This window comes from Flavobacterium sp. ACN2, assembly GCF_002303885.1.
In the GTDB taxonomy this organism is placed as follows: Bacteria; Bacteroidota; Bacteroidia; order Flavobacteriales; family Flavobacteriaceae; genus Flavobacterium.
Map to the genome: position 1 here is coordinate 22,707 of NZ_MRCM01000025.1, position 16,909 is coordinate 39,615.

The following is a 16,909-nucleotide window of genomic DNA, read 5'->3' on the forward strand; positions in this document are numbered from 1 at the left end:
TTTTTACCATGTTTATTTTGAAACTTTTTTATATTCCTGATCATATCCTAGATTTCTAATTTTTAAAATATTTTTAAATTCTTTCTTTGTTGGTTTGATTAAATAAGAAAGTGAATCTAACATTTTTGATTTTATGACAGTAACCGAGTCGAATTTCTTCAAGTCTTCCGGTAAATAAATATTTTTAATTTTAAGAATATCCTTTTCTAACGTAATCGTTTTTATGTTCCAAAAAATAGAATCTCTTGTACTTAAAACCAACTGCCTATTAATACGCTTTAATTTCTGACTGTATGACAATCTGAATAATGTATCCGTATCTCTTTGAGACAATTCAATAGAATCACCTTTTTTAAGCACATCAAATTTATCCTTTCTATCTTTAGTAATTAATTTCCCATCGATGAGGTCATATTCAGATTTTAAAGAATCTAATTTTTGTCTGTGAACCTTGAATTTAAAATAATACTCTCTAAAGATTCCATTATCGTCAATTCTTAAAAAAGTAGAATCTGGATTCATATATAGCCCTCTAAATTTAGAAGGAAAGCTATTTAGTTCAGAATCATCAATCGGTTGAGGATTCTCAAAATAAAATGTCAAACCACCAGATTCTGCAACTGCATCAGCCTTTTTGCAGGAAACAATTAATACAGCTATTGCTATAACTAAAACTGCTTTCTTCATCCAAAGATCATTTATAATGACAAAAAATCCCCTTATCGTAAACCGTCCACAAACTTGCTTTTTGATTGGCCGCTTTTAAAGCATTATTTGCCCAAGTGTTGCAAGTATAGAAAAGGCTATAACTTCCTTTTGCTTCATAAAAAGCGTCTTTTTTGCCATAACCGTGGCCTTCAATCCATTGTGGACGAACTGGATCGCTGAAACTATTTGAAATATAGTAGACTAATTTTTGATAATTTTCTTTAGAAATCAAAATACGTTTGCAGTCGTCTCCTTCTCTTAATTGCTTAAAAAATGTAGCATGCACGGCAGATGAACTGATTCCGAAAGCGGCTTTGAAGGCTGTGCTGGCTTTTAAATCTGACCATTCTGGAGTTTCGAGATAAAATCCTTTATCGCCCCAGCCAAAAGCAATATAATTCATTAACGAATCTTTTGATTGAGTTTGATTAAACTGAATTTCGTTTCGCCAATCTTTAACTTCGTTTTTAATTGGAACTACAATATCGGTATGAACTCCGTTTGAAAGAATGTAAATTGGAATAGCATTTTGTTCTTCGACTTTTGCTATATCGGAGTTGACTGTAATTTTAGAAATAATAAAAACAGAAGTAATGTACAGAGCAAGAAAACTGAAAATTCCGAAAAGTGTCCAGCCTAGAATTTTAAATGATTTTTTTATCATTTTGATTGATTGATTTTAGATTAGTAATTGGTTAATTTTTCTCTAACCAATTTTTAAGCCAAAAATTTTGTTTCCTGAAAACGGTACACAGATTTTACGGATTCGCTTTCGCGAAAGCGCAGATTTAAACTGATTTTTTATTCTTGTTTTTGTCATCCTGAGTGCAATCGAAGGACACACAAAAAGCTCCGCAAAGTATAAGACAATCTTTGCGTGGGCTTCGACTTCGCTCAGCCTGACAAAACAGAACTTTGATTTTGAGTATAAAAAAAACTGCTGAATCTCTCCAGCAGTTTTAATCTATTCTTTTTATTCTTTACTCTATTTTCTAAAGAAAAAAAAATTAAACGTTAAAACGGAAATGCATTACATCACCATCTTTTACAATATATTCTTTTCCTTCAACTTTGAATTTTCCAGCTTCTTTTGCTTTTGCTTCAGAACCGTATTGAACGTAATCTTCGTATGAAATAACTTCGGCACGGATAAAACCTTTTTCGAAATCTGTGTGGATAACTCCAGCAGCTTGCGGTGCTGTAGCTCCGATATTGATTGTCCAAGCACGAACTTCTTTTACACCAGCTGTAAAGTAAGTCTGTTGTTTTAATAATTTGTAAGCTGCACGAATTAAAACAGAAGCTCCTGGCTCAGTTAATCCCATATCTTCCAAGAAAACCTGACGTTCTTCGTAGCTTTCCAATTCTGTAATATCAGCCTCTGCTCCTACTGAAAGAATAATAACTTCAGCTTCTTCGTCTTTTACTAATTCACGAACCTGATCTACATATTTGTTTCCGTTTACTGCAGAACTTTCGTCTACATTACAAACATATAAAACTGGTTTAGCTGTAATTAACTGGAAAGCTTCCATTAAAACTTCTTCATCATTATTTTGAGGAACAATTGTTCTTGCAGATTTTGCCTGTAATAAAGCCTCTCTAATTCTATTTAATAAAGCTTCTTCTGTTTGAGCTTCTTTATTTCCTGTTTTTGCAGCACGTTTTACTTTTTCTAAACGTTTTTCAACAGTTTCTAAATCTTTTAACTGCAATTCGATATCAATAGTTTCTTTATCACGAATTGGATTTACGTTTCCATCAACGTGTACGATATTATCATTGTCAAAACAACGTAAAACGTGAATAATAGCATTACACTCTCTAATGTTTCCTAAAAACTGGTTTCCAAGACCTTCACCTTTACTTGCTCCTTTTACCAAACCTGCAATATCTACGATATCTACAGTTGCCATTTGAACGCGCTCTGGTTTTACCAATTCTTCCAATTTGTTAATTCTTGGATCTGGAACGTTTACAACACCAATATTTGGCTCGATTGTACAAAACGGAAAGTTAGCACTCTGCGCTTTTGCATTAGATAAACAATTAAATAATGTTGATTTTCCAACATTTGGCAATCCTACAATTCCTGCTTTCATCTGTTTGTTTCTATTTATTTATTTGACCTCTTAAAAAGGTCTTCAACATTAAACCCTGTTATTTAATGTATTATGATTTACGTGTTTTTCTTTATTTCTGCCAAAATGATATTTTTTGGCTTTAAAATTTTGCAAATATAAGATTTAATAGCTCTTGCACGAAGTAAAAATGTTCAATAATATAATTTTAGCCCTAATCTTAAAAATTTTTAAACATTTCATTAATTTTTTGTTAAAAAAAATTACTTTTATAAAACTAATCAACAAAAAACAAACCAAAAAACCAAATACCATGAAAAAGATTGCATTATTACTATTTCTGCTGAGTTCAGCGTTTCTTTTTGCACAAAAAGAAGTCTCAGGTGTTGTAAAAGACAAATCTGGTGCACCGCTTCCTGGTGTAAATATTGTCGAAAAAGGAACTTCAAATGGTGTTTCTACCGATTTTGAAGGTAGTTATAAAATAAAAGTAAAAGAAGGCGCTACTTTAATTTTCAGTTATGTAGGGTTCGGAACAGTCGAAAAACAAGCTTCTGCCGACAAGATAAACGTTGTTTTGGGCGAAAGCGAAGGTCAAGTTTTAAGCGACGTTGTTGTTACAGGATCCAGAAGCACCAAGAGAACTGTTGTAAATTCTGCTGTTCCCATTGATGTTATTAGTATAAAAGATGTTACAACTCAAAGTGGTAAAATTGAAATTAATCAATTACTTCAATATGTTGCTCCGTCTTTTAATGCCAACAAACAATCGGGCTCTGATGGTGCCGATCACGTAGATCCAGCTTCATTAAGAGGTATGGGACCTGACCAGACTTTGGTTTTAATAAACGGAAAAAGAAGGCATCAATCGTCTTTAATTAACTTATTTGGAACAAGAGGCCGTGGAAACACAGGAACAGATTTGAACGCAATTCCGGCTGCTTCTATTAAAAGGATCGAGATTTTGCGCGACGGCGCTTCGGCACAATACGGTTCTGATGCCATTGCAGGAGTAATCAATATCATTACAAACGATAATGTAAACGAATTAACGGGATCTGTAACCTACGGTGCTTTCAACACAAAGGCGAAAGGCGATTTTCTTCCTGGAACACCAAATACAAAAGGTTTTAGATTAGATCAAGATGGAAACGGAAATTCATACGGAAAAGATCAGGATTTTGATGGTGGTTCTGTGAGAGTTGCAGCCAATTATGGAGTTGCATTAGGCACCAAAGGTGGTTATGTAAACTTTACAGGTGAGTTTTTGAACAAAAATAAAACCTTAAGACCAGCTTATGATTTTAGAAAAGGTTTTGGTGACGCAAGTATGCATGGAGTAAATTTATTTGCCAATCTTTCTATTCCGATTGCAGACAAAACAGAATTCTACGCTTTTGGAGGAAGCAATTTCAGAGATACAGATGCTTATGCTTTTACCAGAAATGATGGCGAAAGAGTGGTAGAATCAGTTTATCCTGGAGGTTACACACCAAGAATTACATCAAAGATTAATGATAATTCAGTTGCTGCCGGAATCAAAACAGAATCTACTGGAGGATGGAAATTTGATTTGAGTAATACTTTCGGAAAAAATAAATTTCAATACGATATTAAAGGAACAATAAATGCTTCCCTAGAAGAAAAATCCCCTCTTGCGTTTGATGCTGGAGGACATAGTTTGCTTCAAAACACTACTAATTTTGATATTTCTAAAAGTTATGACAGTGTTTTAGAAGGCTTTAATATTGCTTTTGGAACCGAATTTAGAGTAGAAAAATTTGAAATCTTTGCTGGTGAAGAAGGATCATATACTACTTACGACACCAACGGGCAACCTATTACAGATCCTACCACCCAAAGTGCGCCAATTGATCCTATTTCGGGAAATCCTAGACCGGGAAGCTCGCAAGGTTTTCCTGGTTATAGCCCTGCGAATGAAGTAAATGAAAGCCGTACCAACTTCTCTTTATATGCTGATGGCGAATTGGATATAACCAAAGATTTGATGGTAAATGCAGCCATCCGTTTTGAAAACTATAGTGATTTTGGTAGTACTGTAAATGGAAAATTGGCCTCTAGATTAAAACTCGGCGATCACTTTAATTTAAGAGGTTCTGTAAGTACAGGTTTCCGTGCACCATCATTAGCACAGATTTATTACAATTTACGTTTCACCAACTTTAATGCAAGCGGTGCAACCGAAGTTTTATTAGCGCCAAACGACAGCGAAATCACAAGAGCTTTTGGAATTGGTAAATTAAACGAAGAAAAAGCAGTAAATGCATCTTTAGGTTTTACTGCATCTTTTGGAGATTTCACTGCAACAATTGACGGTTACTATATTCAGGTAAAAGATCGTATTGTACTTACTGGATATTTTGATGCAAGCGCTTTAAACCTTGGTGTTTCTGAAGCACAGTTTTTTGCCAATGGTGTAGACACGAGCACACATGGTCTTGATGTGGTTTTCTCTTGGAAAAAAGGATACGATTTTGGTCAGCTTAGCGCCACTTTGATTGGAAATATCAACGATATGAAAATTGACAAAGTAAAAAACGGCACTCTTGATGAAGCTACTTTCTTCGGAAAACGTGAAAAAGCCTTTTTATTGGCTTCTGCTCCCGACAACAAATTCAGTTTAAACCTAAACTATGCTAAAAACAAATTTGACGCCGGGCTAGCTTTTACTCGTTTCAGCAAAGTTGTTTTGGTAGATTATGCAGACGAAGATGATGTTTACAACCCGAGAGTGGTAACCGATTTAACTGTTGGATATCAGTTTACTAAAAGTTTAAAACTAACTATCGGAAGCAACAACTTGTTTAACGTATATCCGTCCAAACAAGATGAGCAAGGAAACACAGAAGCTGGAGGATATTGGGATGCTGTACAAATGGGATTCAGTGGTGCTTATTACTATGCAAGACTTGGTTTTACTTTTTAATAATTAACGTGGGGCTTCGACTCCGCTCAGCCTGACAATTGAATGAGTTCTTTTTTTGTCTTCCTGAGCGAAGTCGAAGGACACGCAAGAAACTCTACAAAGCAGATCAAAAATCATAATGGGCTTCGACTTCACTCAGCCTGACATAAAACAAAAAATCCTGAGCATAACGTTCAGGATTTTTCTTTTCTATTTATTTAATTACAATTTAAACTCTAATGATGCAATAATAGCTTTTTCTTGCTCTGTTGCTGTAAATCCCGAAATATCCCAATAATTGGTCAGGATTTTGTTTTTCTTATTAAAAAGCGATTTTTCTTTAAAAACATCACTTTCACTATAAGTAAAATTCTGTTTGTTGAAACCTGTTGTCACAAAACTATTTCTTACCTGAACATTTTTAGTTTTATCTTTTAAAACAACATTATAGCCAATTTCTTCATTTGAACTCAATAAATAATAATCCGTTCCATCCCATCTATAATCTACTTTGACAAACGATTTTGTAATATTCTTTTCGCCCTCTTTTGTCTTTTCTTCCACTTTATCCAGTGTTCCTGGCGTTACAGAAATTGTAAATTCTACTATAATTTTTTTCTCAGGATCGTAAATAATTTCAAAATTATCAATTGCCTCTTTTGCTTTATCCAGCGGAACAACTGACATTATATAATAATCTTTATTTTTTGAATGTCCTTTTGTTGTAAAATCATATTCCTTTTTCGCTTTGGGATCCAACAACGGATCCAAATACTTAAAGTTAGAGTAATTCTCCATGATATCATTCAAATTATATCCTTTCAAATCTGCACTAACATCTGTATCTATCAAACCGTAAGAACGATTTTGTTCTACTAATAACGTAGTTGTATTGTTTTTATTGAATTGAAAGTTAACCAATCCATCATTATAATAAGAATATTGATTGTCTAGCATGAAAAATTCACGAACATATACTTTTAGTCGATGTGCAACGCTAATTTTTTGTTTCGAGTTTGAAACTACTTTCTGAAGCATTTTTTGAGGATTTTCTTTTGAGACTACAACTTCATCTAAGTTTTCTTTTTTATTTTTAAGATAAACTACAAATCCGTTTTCTTTTAAAGCAGCCCAACGAACAGTCAAATTTTCATAATTCATTTCTGAAACCTGTATGTTTGATCCTCCGCTCAAAACAAAAGTTATTTTACCATCTGCATTAGTCATTAAAACCTGTTTCGTTTTTAAGACCATTACAGTAGCATTCTCAATAGGCTGTAGGGTTTCAATGTCTTTTACATAAATAGAATATTCATCATTTTGTGCAAAAACATTCAAATTAAATAATACGACAAATAAAAGTAGCAGTTGCTTCATAGGCGTTGTTATATTTTCAACTAAATTATTGTTTTTTTAACAATAAAGCAACACCCAAAAAAATAAAACATTAGTTACCAACAAACTAACTTTTAAAAATACCTGATATCAGGGGGCAAAAAAAATCCTGAGTTTTACAACTCAGGATCCTATTTTCTTTAGACATTCAGAAATAATTATTCGTTATGCAAAAACGCTTGTCTTTCTAACAAAGTTTCTTCGTCTTCAACATGATCATCATCTGGCACACAACAGTCAACAGGACAAACAGCAGCACACTGCGGCTCATCATGGAAACCTTTACATTCTGTACATTTTCCTGGTACTATATAGTAGATTTCATCAGAAATTGGAGTTTGCGCGTCATCTGCGTCAACTTCAGTTCCGTCAGGTAATACAATTTTTCCAGAAAGACTTGTTCCGTCTTTATATCTCCAATCATCTGCTCCTTCATATATTGCTGTATTTGGGCACTCTGGTTCGCAAGCCCCACAATTGATGCATTCGTCAGTTATAATAATTGCCATCGTTTATTAGTCTTAAAGTTAAAAGTCTTAAAGTTCTAAAGTCAAAATAAAGACAAGAATCGCTTTTGACTTTATAGCTTTTGACTTTCGACTTAATTATGCTTATTTTTGTGCAAAATTACAATCAAAACAATTCATAAGCAAACATTATGACATTAGAAACAAAAAAAAGTGTTTTTGTTGAATTAGGAAAATTTTTAAGTCAGTTTTCTGAGGGCGCTTCTGCGCAAAAATCCGACGTCTTATATAATGATATCTTTTTTGATGATTTCGAAAATCTCATTAGCCTTTCACAATCTCATAACGGATGGTATACCCCTGAGCAGGTTTATTTCTCTATACAGTCATGGGCTGAAGCTTTAACCAATGAAAACATTGACAAATGGCTTTCGGCTTACAAAATAGATCAGAAAGGCGATGCAAAAACTGTTGCTTTGATTTTAGCTGGAAATATTCCGCTAGTAGGCTTTCATGATTTTTTATCGGTTTTAATTACAGGAAACAAAGCTTTAATTAAAACTTCGTCAAACGATCAGCATTTATTGCCATTTTTAGCTAAATATTTAATTGCTGTTGATGAAAATCTAAAAGATAACATCACTTTCGTGGAAGGAAAACTAGAAAATTTTGATGCTGTAATTGCCACTGGAAGCAATAATACTGCTCGTTATTTTGAATATTATTTTAAAGATAAGCCATCGATTATTCGTAAAAACAGAAATTCGGCCGCTATTTTAACCGGAAAAGAAACCACTGAAGAATTGGAAGCGCTTGGTGAAGATATTTTTAGATATTTTGGTTTAGGATGCCGAAATGTTTCCAAACTTTTTATTCCGAAAGAGTATTCTTTTGACACTTTTTTCCAAGCAATGTTCAAATACCAAGACGTTATTCATTACGAAAAATACGCTAATAATTATGACTATAATAAAGCGGTATTTTTAATGAGTAATTTCAAATTATTGGACAACGGATTCTTGACTTTAAAGGAAGACTCAAGTTATGCCTCTCCTATTTCGAGTGTTTTTTATGAATATTATGAAAGCTTAGAAGAACTTAAAAAACGCCTTCAGGACGACACAGACCAAATTCAATGCATTGTTAGCAATAATATAACTGCAGATAGTATAGCATTTGGAGAAACCCAAAAACCGCAATTGTGGGATTACGCAGATAATGTCGATACTATAACGTTTTTGTTAACAACAAAGTAATAAATTGTTTAATTATTTCGAATATTTTAACGCTTTTTCGGCTCTTATTACCGAAATTTGCGTCTTTAAAATTTTCGACTATTAACAACAACCATGAAAAAACACAACTACAGCGCAGGACCAAGTATTTTACCTCAGGAAGTTTTTGAGAAGGCATCAAAAGCAATTTTAAATTTTAATGATTCAGGGTTATCGATCCTTGAAATCTCGCACCGAAGCAAAGATTTCGTTGCAGTTATGGAGGAAGCTCGTTCCCTTGCTTTAGAATTATTAGGACTTCAAGGAAAAGGTTATCAGGCTTTATTTTTACAAGGTGGTGCAAGTACAGCATTCTTAATGGCACCCTATAATTTAATGAAAGAAAACGGAAAAGCTGCTTATTTAGATTCAGGAACGTGGGCAACTGCGGCGATCAAAGAAGCTAAACTTTTCGGTGAGACTGTTGTCGTAGCTTCTTCAAAAGAAGACAATTATACTTATGTTCCTAAAGGTTACGAAATTCCAGCTGATGCTGATTATTTCCACTGCACAAGTAACAATACCATCTTTGGAACTCAAATGAAAGAATTCCCAGCAACAAATGTTCCTGTTGTTTGCGATATGAGTTCTGATATTTTTTCACGTGAATTAGATTTCTCTAAATTTGATTTAATCTACGCTGGAGCTCAAAAAAATATGGGACCTGCAGGAACTACTTTGGTAGTCGTTAAAGAAGAAATCTTAGGCAAAAACGGAAAAACTATTCCAAGTATGCTAGATTATGCTAAACACATTAAAGGAGAAAGTATGTACAATACTCCACCTGTATTTGCTGTTTACGTTTCTCTTTTAACTTTACAATGGATTAAAGAAAAAGGCGGAATTGCTGCTGTTGAAAAATTAAACAACGCAAAAGCAGAATTACTCTATGCTGAAATCGACAGAAACCCATTGTTTAAAGGTGCTGCTGCGGTAGAAGATCGTTCTAACATGAACGTAACGTTCTTATTGAACAATCCTGAACACACTGAAACTTTTGATGCTTTATGGAAAGCGGCAAATATTTCTGGATTGCCAGGACACCGTTCTGTAGGTGGTTACAGAGCTTCTATTTACAACGCTATGCCTATCGAAAGTGTTCAGGTTTTAGTGGATGTAATGAAAGCATTGGAGTCTAAAGTTTAGTTTTTTTTTCGGTTAATCGTTAATTTGTTTAACTGTTTAATCGTCAAAAAATACTTCCTTTAAAATATCAAAAAAGAAAAATCAAATAGCTGGTTTATCGATTAAACAATTAAACGATTAACCAAATAAACAATAAATACAATGAAAGTATTAGCAAATGACGGAATTTCTAAAAGCGGAATTCTAGCCTTAGAAAAAGGTGGTTTTGAAGTTATCACAACAAAAGTAGCTCAAGAACAAGTAGCTAACTATATAAATGAAAATAACATTGACGTAATTTTAGTTCGTAGCGCAACTAAAGTTCGTAAAGATATTATCGATGCTTGTCCTGGAATCAAAGTCATCGGTCGTGGTGGTGTTGGTATGGACAATATCGATGTGGATTATGCTAAAAGCAAAGGAATTCATGTAATTAATACCCCAGCTTCATCTTCAGAATCTGTTGCTGAGTTGGTTTTTGGACACTTATTTTCTGGTGTTCGTTTTTTACATGATTCTAACCGAAATATGCCTCTTGAAGGAGATTCAAACTTTGATGGTTTGAAAAAAGCTTACGCTAACGGAACTGAATTAAGAGGAAAAACTTTAGGTATTGTTGGTATTGGTCGTATCGGACAAGCTACAGCAAAAATGGCTCTTGGTTTAGGAATGAAAGTTATCGCTGCCGACAGTTTTACCCCAGAAGTAGATGTAAAAGTTGAGTTTTTTGACGGACAATCTATCACAACTAAAATTGTTTCTCAATCTTTAGAATCTTTATTTAAAGAAGCAGATTTCATTACACTACACGTTCCTGCACAAGATGGATACATCATTGGAGAGAAAGAATTTGAAATCTTGAAAGATGGTGTTGGAATTGTAAACTGTGCTCGTGGTGGTGTTATTGATGAAGTGGCGTTAGTAAAAGCTTTAGATTCAGGAAAAGTTGCTTTTGCTGGTTTAGACGTTTTTGAAAGCGAGCCAAAACCAGAAATGGCAATCTTAATGCACTCTAAAATCTCTTTAACTCCACACATCGGAGCAGCTACTGGAGAAGCGCAAGATAGAATTGGTACTGAATTGGCTTCACAAATCATTACTTTGTTGAGCTAAATAAAAATAGATTAAATTCGATTAAAGGGATTCACTACTTATGTGTAGTAAATCCCTTTCTTTTTTATACTTTCGCGGAAACTTAAAGTATAACTATGAATATACATAAAAAAAGCTCTAGACGTAAATGGATCATTCGACTAATTCTAATGGCAATTGCAATTGCTTTGTTCTGCACTTCTATCTTTGGCAATATATTTTCGCTTATTATTGAAAAAGAATATTTTATACCTGAGCAATCTTCCATTTTTACTTTTAATGAAACTATCGGCAATGAAGGCTCAAGCGATGTGTGGAGATATGGAGAAGATTACAGCAACTATTACTTCAACCTGAGTACATTTGATAATGATGTGTTATTTTTTCCTAAAAAGAACATTAATAGTTGTACTGGATTTAATCCTAAAGATGTTACAACCTGGTGCAAAGTAAAAGATACAAATACTAAGTTTTAACAATGGCTTTAATTTAAATCAATATAAATAAGGTTTTAGCAAATTTCTTGAATTTGCCGAACCAAGTAATTAAAAAATAAAGTATCTTTAAATGGATTATTACTTAATTTGTAGTAAATATCTTTCTTTTTTTATTAATTTTGGCGTGTAATTTTAAACCTTAAATATCATGTTTGAACAATTAACCCAATTAGTACAGCAATACGGAGGCGACGCTGTGGTAAACAATAACGCTGTCCCAAACGAACATAATGAAGCCGTAATAAACGAAACAAGCAGTTCTATTTTTGAAGGATTAAAAAAGATTGTTTCTGAAGGAAATACAGATCAGATTGCCGGATTATTTAACGGAAACACACCCATTGACAGCTCAAACCCTGTTGTACAGCAAATTCAACAGCAATTAAGCGGAAGTCTTGGTCAAAAATTCGGATTAAGCAGCGCCGATTCAAGCGGAGTTGCTTCCAATTTGATTCCACAGATTTTAGGCTCTTTAGTAAATAAAGCAAAAGATCCAAACGATAGCAGTTTTCAAATTTCTGATATTATAAATTCCATTTCAGGAAACAGCGGACAAGCATCTGGAATAATGGATACTATTTCTAAATACGGAATGCAATTTGGCCTTGACCAAAACAACGACGGAAAAGTTGATGTTGCAGATGTATTAGTAGTTACCAAAAGCAAAGGAGGAATCGCAGGATTTATTGGAAAGTTGTTTGGGAGCAAGTAAAGATGTAAGACACTAAGACATTAAGATTCTAAGATGCTAAGTTTTTTATAGATATTCTAAAGTGGTTTGCATAGCAAACCACTTTTTTTTCACAAGAAAATAAAAACTTAATATCTTAGAATCTTAGCATCTTACTATCTTACTATCTTAACAAGTTAGAATCATGTTAAACTCCATCCTCTTCTCGTCATTTATTCGTAAATTTAATTCATGAAAAAATGCATTTCCATATTAATTGTGCTACTTACCATTGTTGCATGTTCTACAGCTTCGCAGAATATTTCCAGCACTGATACTGTATCTGCATCAAATAAAAAGGTAAACGATACCATTAGAATTGCAAACGATTCATTAGAATACGAAGTCATTATAATCGATAACGGATTCTCAACCTGGCTTGCCTCTCGAGCCTATCCGCGAAACTATTACTCTTTACAATACCTTGAAAACAAAAACTATTTGTATGTAACAGAATGGAATAATCGTGTTCTACAGCCACAACGTTATAGCCCAAGGTTATACGAAATGTCTATTGATTATCGCCCAGACATTCATTATGGCTACGAAGTAAATTACTTAATTTACAATTACATGATTTATTTTCAAAATACTTACAAACAAAAGCTTTGGGGCTATGTTCCGTCAAGATAATATACTATATTTGTAATCATTACAAATAGCAATGAACAGATTAAAAAAACGCTGGGGAATTACCTCAAATTTACAAGCCATAATTATATTTATCGTTTTTGCCATCACAGGATCGGCATCTGCGTGGCTTTCTAAACCTTTCTGTGTTTTGCTGGGTATTACTAAAGAAGATTTTGGTGGCTGGTTTACACTCATTCGTCTTATTATTATCTTCCCTATTTATCAAGTTTTACTAGTTGCGATTGGAACTATTTTTGGGCAATTTAAATTCTTTTGGAACTTCGAAAAGAAAATGCTTAAAAATATGGGACTAGGATTTTTATTCAAAGAATAACTCCGCTTTTACCCACTTAATAAAAAAACCGTTCTGGTTAAGATCGTCTCTTAAGCTAAAATTTTATTTAATTTCATTTTTTAGACCGTTTACTATTTTTGAAACTGCAGTTTAATCAATCCCTGCATTTATCAAACATTACATATTTAAAAAATTGGCATAAAAAAAATACATAACATTTTTTTTATGCCAATTTTTTATTTAATCACTATACAGAACAGGATGGTGCAGGATAGTTATATTTTAAGTAATAACAAACTTTACAATAGTTAGAAGCATTTATTAAACTTGATAATCAAACAATTAATGTTTCTAACAAAAATTATTACTTACTAACCAAACCACAATTTGACATGCTGAAAAATTACTTTAAATCCTCCCTTATGGTGGCGATGATTTGTCTCATTGCATCCGTAAACAAGGTTTTTGCTCAAAATCCGATTGTAAAAATCGACTTTGACCAATCAGGAAGATCGAAAGCCGAAGTAAATGATCCCGATTACACCGCTTGGGTAATTGCTTCTGGAAACACTAGTTCTTATACCGAAAATGGAGTTACTTTTACAATTAGTCGCACCGGAACCAATGGAGACAACTTAGGAACCAATTGGTACAAAGCAGGAATTCAAGCCCCTTATTATGCAAGATTGGTCTGTGACGGACTTACAGTAAAAGGTACAACAGCAAATCTTGGCGCTCAAATCGAACTCAAAATAAGCGGTTTAGCCACAGGAGAACATACGTTATTAGCTTTCTTCAACAACGTGGACAGCCCAACCACAAATACCTTTAGCCCAATTGATATTTCTGTGGATGGAAATGTAGTGGTCAATAATTTAATTCCAACTGTAAGAGCAACTAAAACAGCTGATGCAGCGTCTTCTTATTTAAGATTTCAAGCTACAGCAGGAACCGATGTCGTAATTTTAATCGCTGCAGAAACTTCGGGAACAGAAAATGTTAAAAACTTCATTTTTAATGGTTTTGAATTAAACACACCCAATATTTCTCATCAAGCTATAAATCCAGATCCAAAACAAAACAACGAACATGTAGAATTAGTATCTGGCGGAAAATTGTTGCAATGGACTGCTGGGTCGGGAGCTGTTTCACATAATATCTATTTTGGAACAGATCCAACAGCGGTTGATAACGCAACGACAGCTTCACCAGAATATAAAGGAAATCAAGCTTTAGCCAACAATTCTTATCAGGTAAACGGATTGTATACGGGAGCAACTTATTATTGGCGTGTTGATGAAGTTTTATCAAATGGAATTGAAAAAGGAAACGTTTGGCGTTTTCGTCCCGCACAGCTTGCTTTTCCTGACGCTGAAGGATACGGCCGTTTTGCACGTGGAGGACGTGGCGGAAAAGTTGTTGCCGTTACTAATCTAAACGACAGCGGACCAGGAAGTTTTCGTGAAGCCGTTACAAACGATATTGGACCGAGAACAATTGTCTTTAATACTTCTGGTGTAATTCAATTGCAATCACGTCTGGTTTTAAGCCAGCCTTACGTAACAGTTGCCGGACAAACCGCTCCAGGAAAAGGAATCTGCATTCGTTCTGCTCCTTTTGGCGTAACAGGAAACGATGCTGTTGTACAAAATTTGCGTGTTAGAGTTGGTGCAGGACCTACTTTTGACGGAATGGGATTAACAGGTGCAGACAATAGCATTATCGACCACTGCTCTATCAGCTGGACTATTGACGAATCTTTCAGTTCTAGATCTGGAAAAAATATCACCCTTCAGAGAACACTTATTTCTGAGGCTTTAAATGCAGCAAATCATCAAAATTATCCAACAGGAACAGAACATGGATATGCTGCTACAATTGGTGGAGATATCGGAAGTTTCCATCATAATCTTTTAGCACATTGTTATGGCAGAAATTGGAGTCTTGGCGGCGGATTGGACGGAAATGGCGCTTATGCAGGAAAAATGGATATTACCAATAATGTCGTTTATAACTGGGGAGGAAGAACCACAGACGGAGGAACCAAAGAAGTTAACTTTGTAAACAACTATTACAAACCTGGGGCTGGTTCAAAAATATTTGTTGCTTTTAATCAGCAAAATGAAGGTGTTGGAACCGGAATGCAGCAATGTTATTTTAACGGAAATGTAATGCCTGGCTATTTCGACGAATCCAACCAAACTGCTGGAAGAAAAGCATCAGGAAATACAGTTCCTTATGAGAATTTCGTAAATACACCTTTTTTCCCTTCTTATGTAACAACTCAATCGGCTAAAAATGCTTATAAAATTGTTCTTTCCGATGTTGGATGCACCCAGCCAGAATTTGACGAACATGACCAAAGAATTATTTCAGAGACATTAAACGGAACGTATTCTGCTGTCGGAAGTGTAACAGGCAAACCTGGATTTCCAGATAATGAAGCAGATGTTGGTGGTTTCGAAAACTATCCGACTGTAGTGAGAGATGCTAATTGGGATAGCGATCAAGATGGATTGCCAAACTGGTGGGAAAATATCATAGGAACCAATGTAAACTCTGCAATTGGAGATTTTTCAGATGCAAATGCCGATCCTAATTTAGATGGCTATACTCATTTAGACGAGTATTTACAATGGATGTCACTGCCACATTACGAATCTCCAGACGGAACTAAAATTGACATTAATATTCAAAAATTGTCAAGAGGATTTACAAGTGGCGTTTCTTATGCCATTTCGAATGTAGTAAACGGAAATGCAATTCTAAATACAGATGTGGTTGCATTTACACCAACTTCAAACGGATTATGCTCTTTTGAATTTACCGTAACAGATTCTGAAGGTGGTACAATGAAAAGAAAAGTGAATGTTATAAGCGGGCAAAGCTTGACATTAGGAACAGACGATAGTATTAAAGAAATTAAAAACAATGCTTTTAATGTCTGGCCAATTCCAAGCAACGGATCTTTCTCTGTTTTTATTGATAATGAAGAAGCAGAAATTTTAGATCTTAAGATCTACGATATTTATGGAAAAGAATTAGTAAAGCAAAAAATTAAAGGAGGCACACAAGAAACAATCCAATTGCATTCAAAAGGCGTTTTCTTGATTAAAGTCGTAAATCCGCAGACTAAGAAAACACAATACGTAAAAAAAATAATCATTCAATAGTTAAAACTAAAGCAATTAAAAAAGACGGCCTAAAACCGTCTTTTTTTTATTTTTTCTGAAAGAAATAAGTATAAATCCAAGTCAAGGTAAAAGACGGAATCACATCTGTAAAAGGCAGTATTTCCTCAAGAAAAGTCAAAACACCAGCAACCTTCCCTACTCTTCCTTTATACATTCTTGCCATAATTATGGCAGCAATAGGAGCCCAAACCACATCTGAAAACTCACCCAGAAACGGAATCGAAAAAGAAATCATACCAATTCCATCCAAAACCAGCCCTATAAGTAGTTTTGACATTCTGCTATCTTCTGCAACTTCTAAATCTTGCATAACACATTCATTTTTAAGTTAATCGAAATTAAAAATAATTCACGAAATTCTATTATCTCTTTTCTAAATTTAATTTCCATTATTCCCATATCAATTTACGTACCGATTTTAGATTTTAGATTTTAGATTTTAGATTTTAGATTCTAGATTTTAGATTTTAGATTTTAGATTTTAGATTTTAG

The 16,909-nt window shown here is 34.0% G+C and carries 15 protein-coding genes; 9 read left to right on the top strand and 6 right to left on the bottom strand.

Features of this window, described 5'->3' with window-relative positions:
- Positions 1–12 precede the first annotated feature (12 nt).
- The 3 genes from BSF41_RS22535 to ychF all read right to left on the bottom strand — a co-directional run bounded on the left by BSF41_RS22535 (position 13) and on the right by ychF (position 2,810).
- Positions 13–687, bottom strand: a complete 675-nt coding sequence (locus tag BSF41_RS22535) for a hypothetical protein (protein ID WP_095931730.1) — start codon at positions 685–687, stop codon at positions 13–15.
- A gap of 7 nt (positions 688–694) precedes the next feature.
- On the bottom strand, positions 695–1,372 hold the full coding sequence (locus tag BSF41_RS22540) for a TIGR02117 family protein (RefSeq protein WP_095931731.1): 678 nt from the start codon (positions 1,370–1,372) through the stop codon (positions 695–697).
- A 343-nt stretch (positions 1,373–1,715) separates the two neighbouring features.
- On the bottom strand, positions 1,716–2,810 hold the full coding sequence (ychF, locus tag BSF41_RS22545) for a redox-regulated ATPase YchF (protein ID WP_095931732.1): 1,095 nt from the start codon (positions 2,808–2,810) through the stop codon (positions 1,716–1,718).
- A 292-nt stretch (positions 2,811–3,102) separates the two neighbouring features.
- Here ychF and BSF41_RS22550 point away from each other — a divergent pair, with 292 nt between their 5' ends.
- Positions 3,103–5,736 (top strand): TonB-dependent receptor, encoded by a 2,634-nt coding sequence (locus BSF41_RS22550; RefSeq protein ID WP_095931744.1) that lies wholly within the window; start codon positions 3,103–3,105, stop codon positions 5,734–5,736.
- A gap of 201 nt (positions 5,737–5,937) precedes the next feature.
- Here the strand turns inward: BSF41_RS22550 and BSF41_RS22555 are convergent, their stop codons facing one another.
- Together BSF41_RS22555 and BSF41_RS22560 are read right to left on the bottom strand one after the other, a co-directional pair.
- The gene (locus BSF41_RS22555; protein WP_095931733.1) at positions 5,938–7,092 is read right to left on the bottom strand and encodes a carboxypeptidase-like regulatory domain-containing protein; all 1,155 of its coding nucleotides are present in this window, start codon (positions 7,090–7,092) and stop codon (positions 5,938–5,940) included.
- Positions 7,093–7,268: 176 nt separating this feature from the next.
- The gene (locus tag BSF41_RS22560; RefSeq protein WP_095931734.1) at positions 7,269–7,619 is read right to left on the bottom strand and encodes a 4Fe-4S dicluster domain-containing protein; all 351 of its coding nucleotides are present in this window, start codon (positions 7,617–7,619) and stop codon (positions 7,269–7,271) included.
- 149 nt (positions 7,620–7,768) lie between these two features.
- Between BSF41_RS22560 and BSF41_RS22565 the strand changes: the two genes are divergently transcribed.
- The 8 genes from BSF41_RS22565 to BSF41_RS22600 all read left to right on the top strand — a co-directional run bounded on the left by BSF41_RS22565 (position 7,769) and on the right by BSF41_RS22600 (position 16,396).
- The gene (locus tag BSF41_RS22565) at positions 7,769–8,833 is read left to right on the top strand and encodes an acyl-CoA reductase (protein WP_095931735.1); all 1,065 of its coding nucleotides are present in this window, start codon (positions 7,769–7,771) and stop codon (positions 8,831–8,833) included.
- Positions 8,834–8,926: 93 nt separating this feature from the next.
- Positions 8,927–9,997 carry a 3-phosphoserine/phosphohydroxythreonine transaminase gene (gene serC / locus BSF41_RS22570; protein ID WP_095931736.1) on the top strand — a complete coding sequence of 357 codons (1,071 nt, stop codon included), beginning with the start codon at positions 8,927–8,929 and terminating at the stop codon, positions 9,995–9,997.
- Between the two features lie 141 nt (positions 9,998–10,138).
- Positions 10,139–11,089 (top strand): D-2-hydroxyacid dehydrogenase, encoded by a 951-nt coding sequence (locus BSF41_RS22575; RefSeq protein ID WP_095931737.1) that lies wholly within the window; start codon positions 10,139–10,141, stop codon positions 11,087–11,089.
- 95 nt (positions 11,090–11,184) lie between these two features.
- Positions 11,185–11,544, top strand: a complete 360-nt coding sequence (locus BSF41_RS22580) for a hypothetical protein (RefSeq protein WP_095931738.1) — start codon at positions 11,185–11,187, stop codon at positions 11,542–11,544.
- 169 nt (positions 11,545–11,713) lie between these two features.
- Positions 11,714–12,277, top strand: coding sequence for a DUF937 domain-containing protein (locus BSF41_RS22585; RefSeq protein WP_095931739.1), 564 nt, complete (start codon positions 11,714–11,716; stop codon positions 12,275–12,277).
- Between the two features lie 210 nt (positions 12,278–12,487).
- The gene (locus tag BSF41_RS22590) at positions 12,488–12,928 is read left to right on the top strand and encodes a DUF6146 family protein (RefSeq protein WP_095931740.1); all 441 of its coding nucleotides are present in this window, start codon (positions 12,488–12,490) and stop codon (positions 12,926–12,928) included.
- Positions 12,929–12,959: 31 nt separating this feature from the next.
- On the top strand, positions 12,960–13,262 hold the full coding sequence (locus BSF41_RS22595; protein ID WP_095931741.1) for a DUF6787 family protein: 303 nt from the start codon (positions 12,960–12,962) through the stop codon (positions 13,260–13,262).
- Positions 13,263–13,615: 353 nt separating this feature from the next.
- On the top strand, positions 13,616–16,396 hold the full coding sequence (locus BSF41_RS22600) for a T9SS type A sorting domain-containing protein (RefSeq protein ID WP_253251879.1): 2,781 nt from the start codon (positions 13,616–13,618) through the stop codon (positions 16,394–16,396).
- A 46-nt stretch (positions 16,397–16,442) separates the two neighbouring features.
- On the opposite strand, the gene BSF41_RS22605 is transcribed toward BSF41_RS22600, so the two are convergent.
- On the bottom strand, positions 16,443–16,727 hold the full coding sequence (locus BSF41_RS22605) for a hypothetical protein (RefSeq protein WP_095931743.1): 285 nt from the start codon (positions 16,725–16,727) through the stop codon (positions 16,443–16,445).
- Positions 16,728–16,909: the final 182 nt, after the last annotated feature.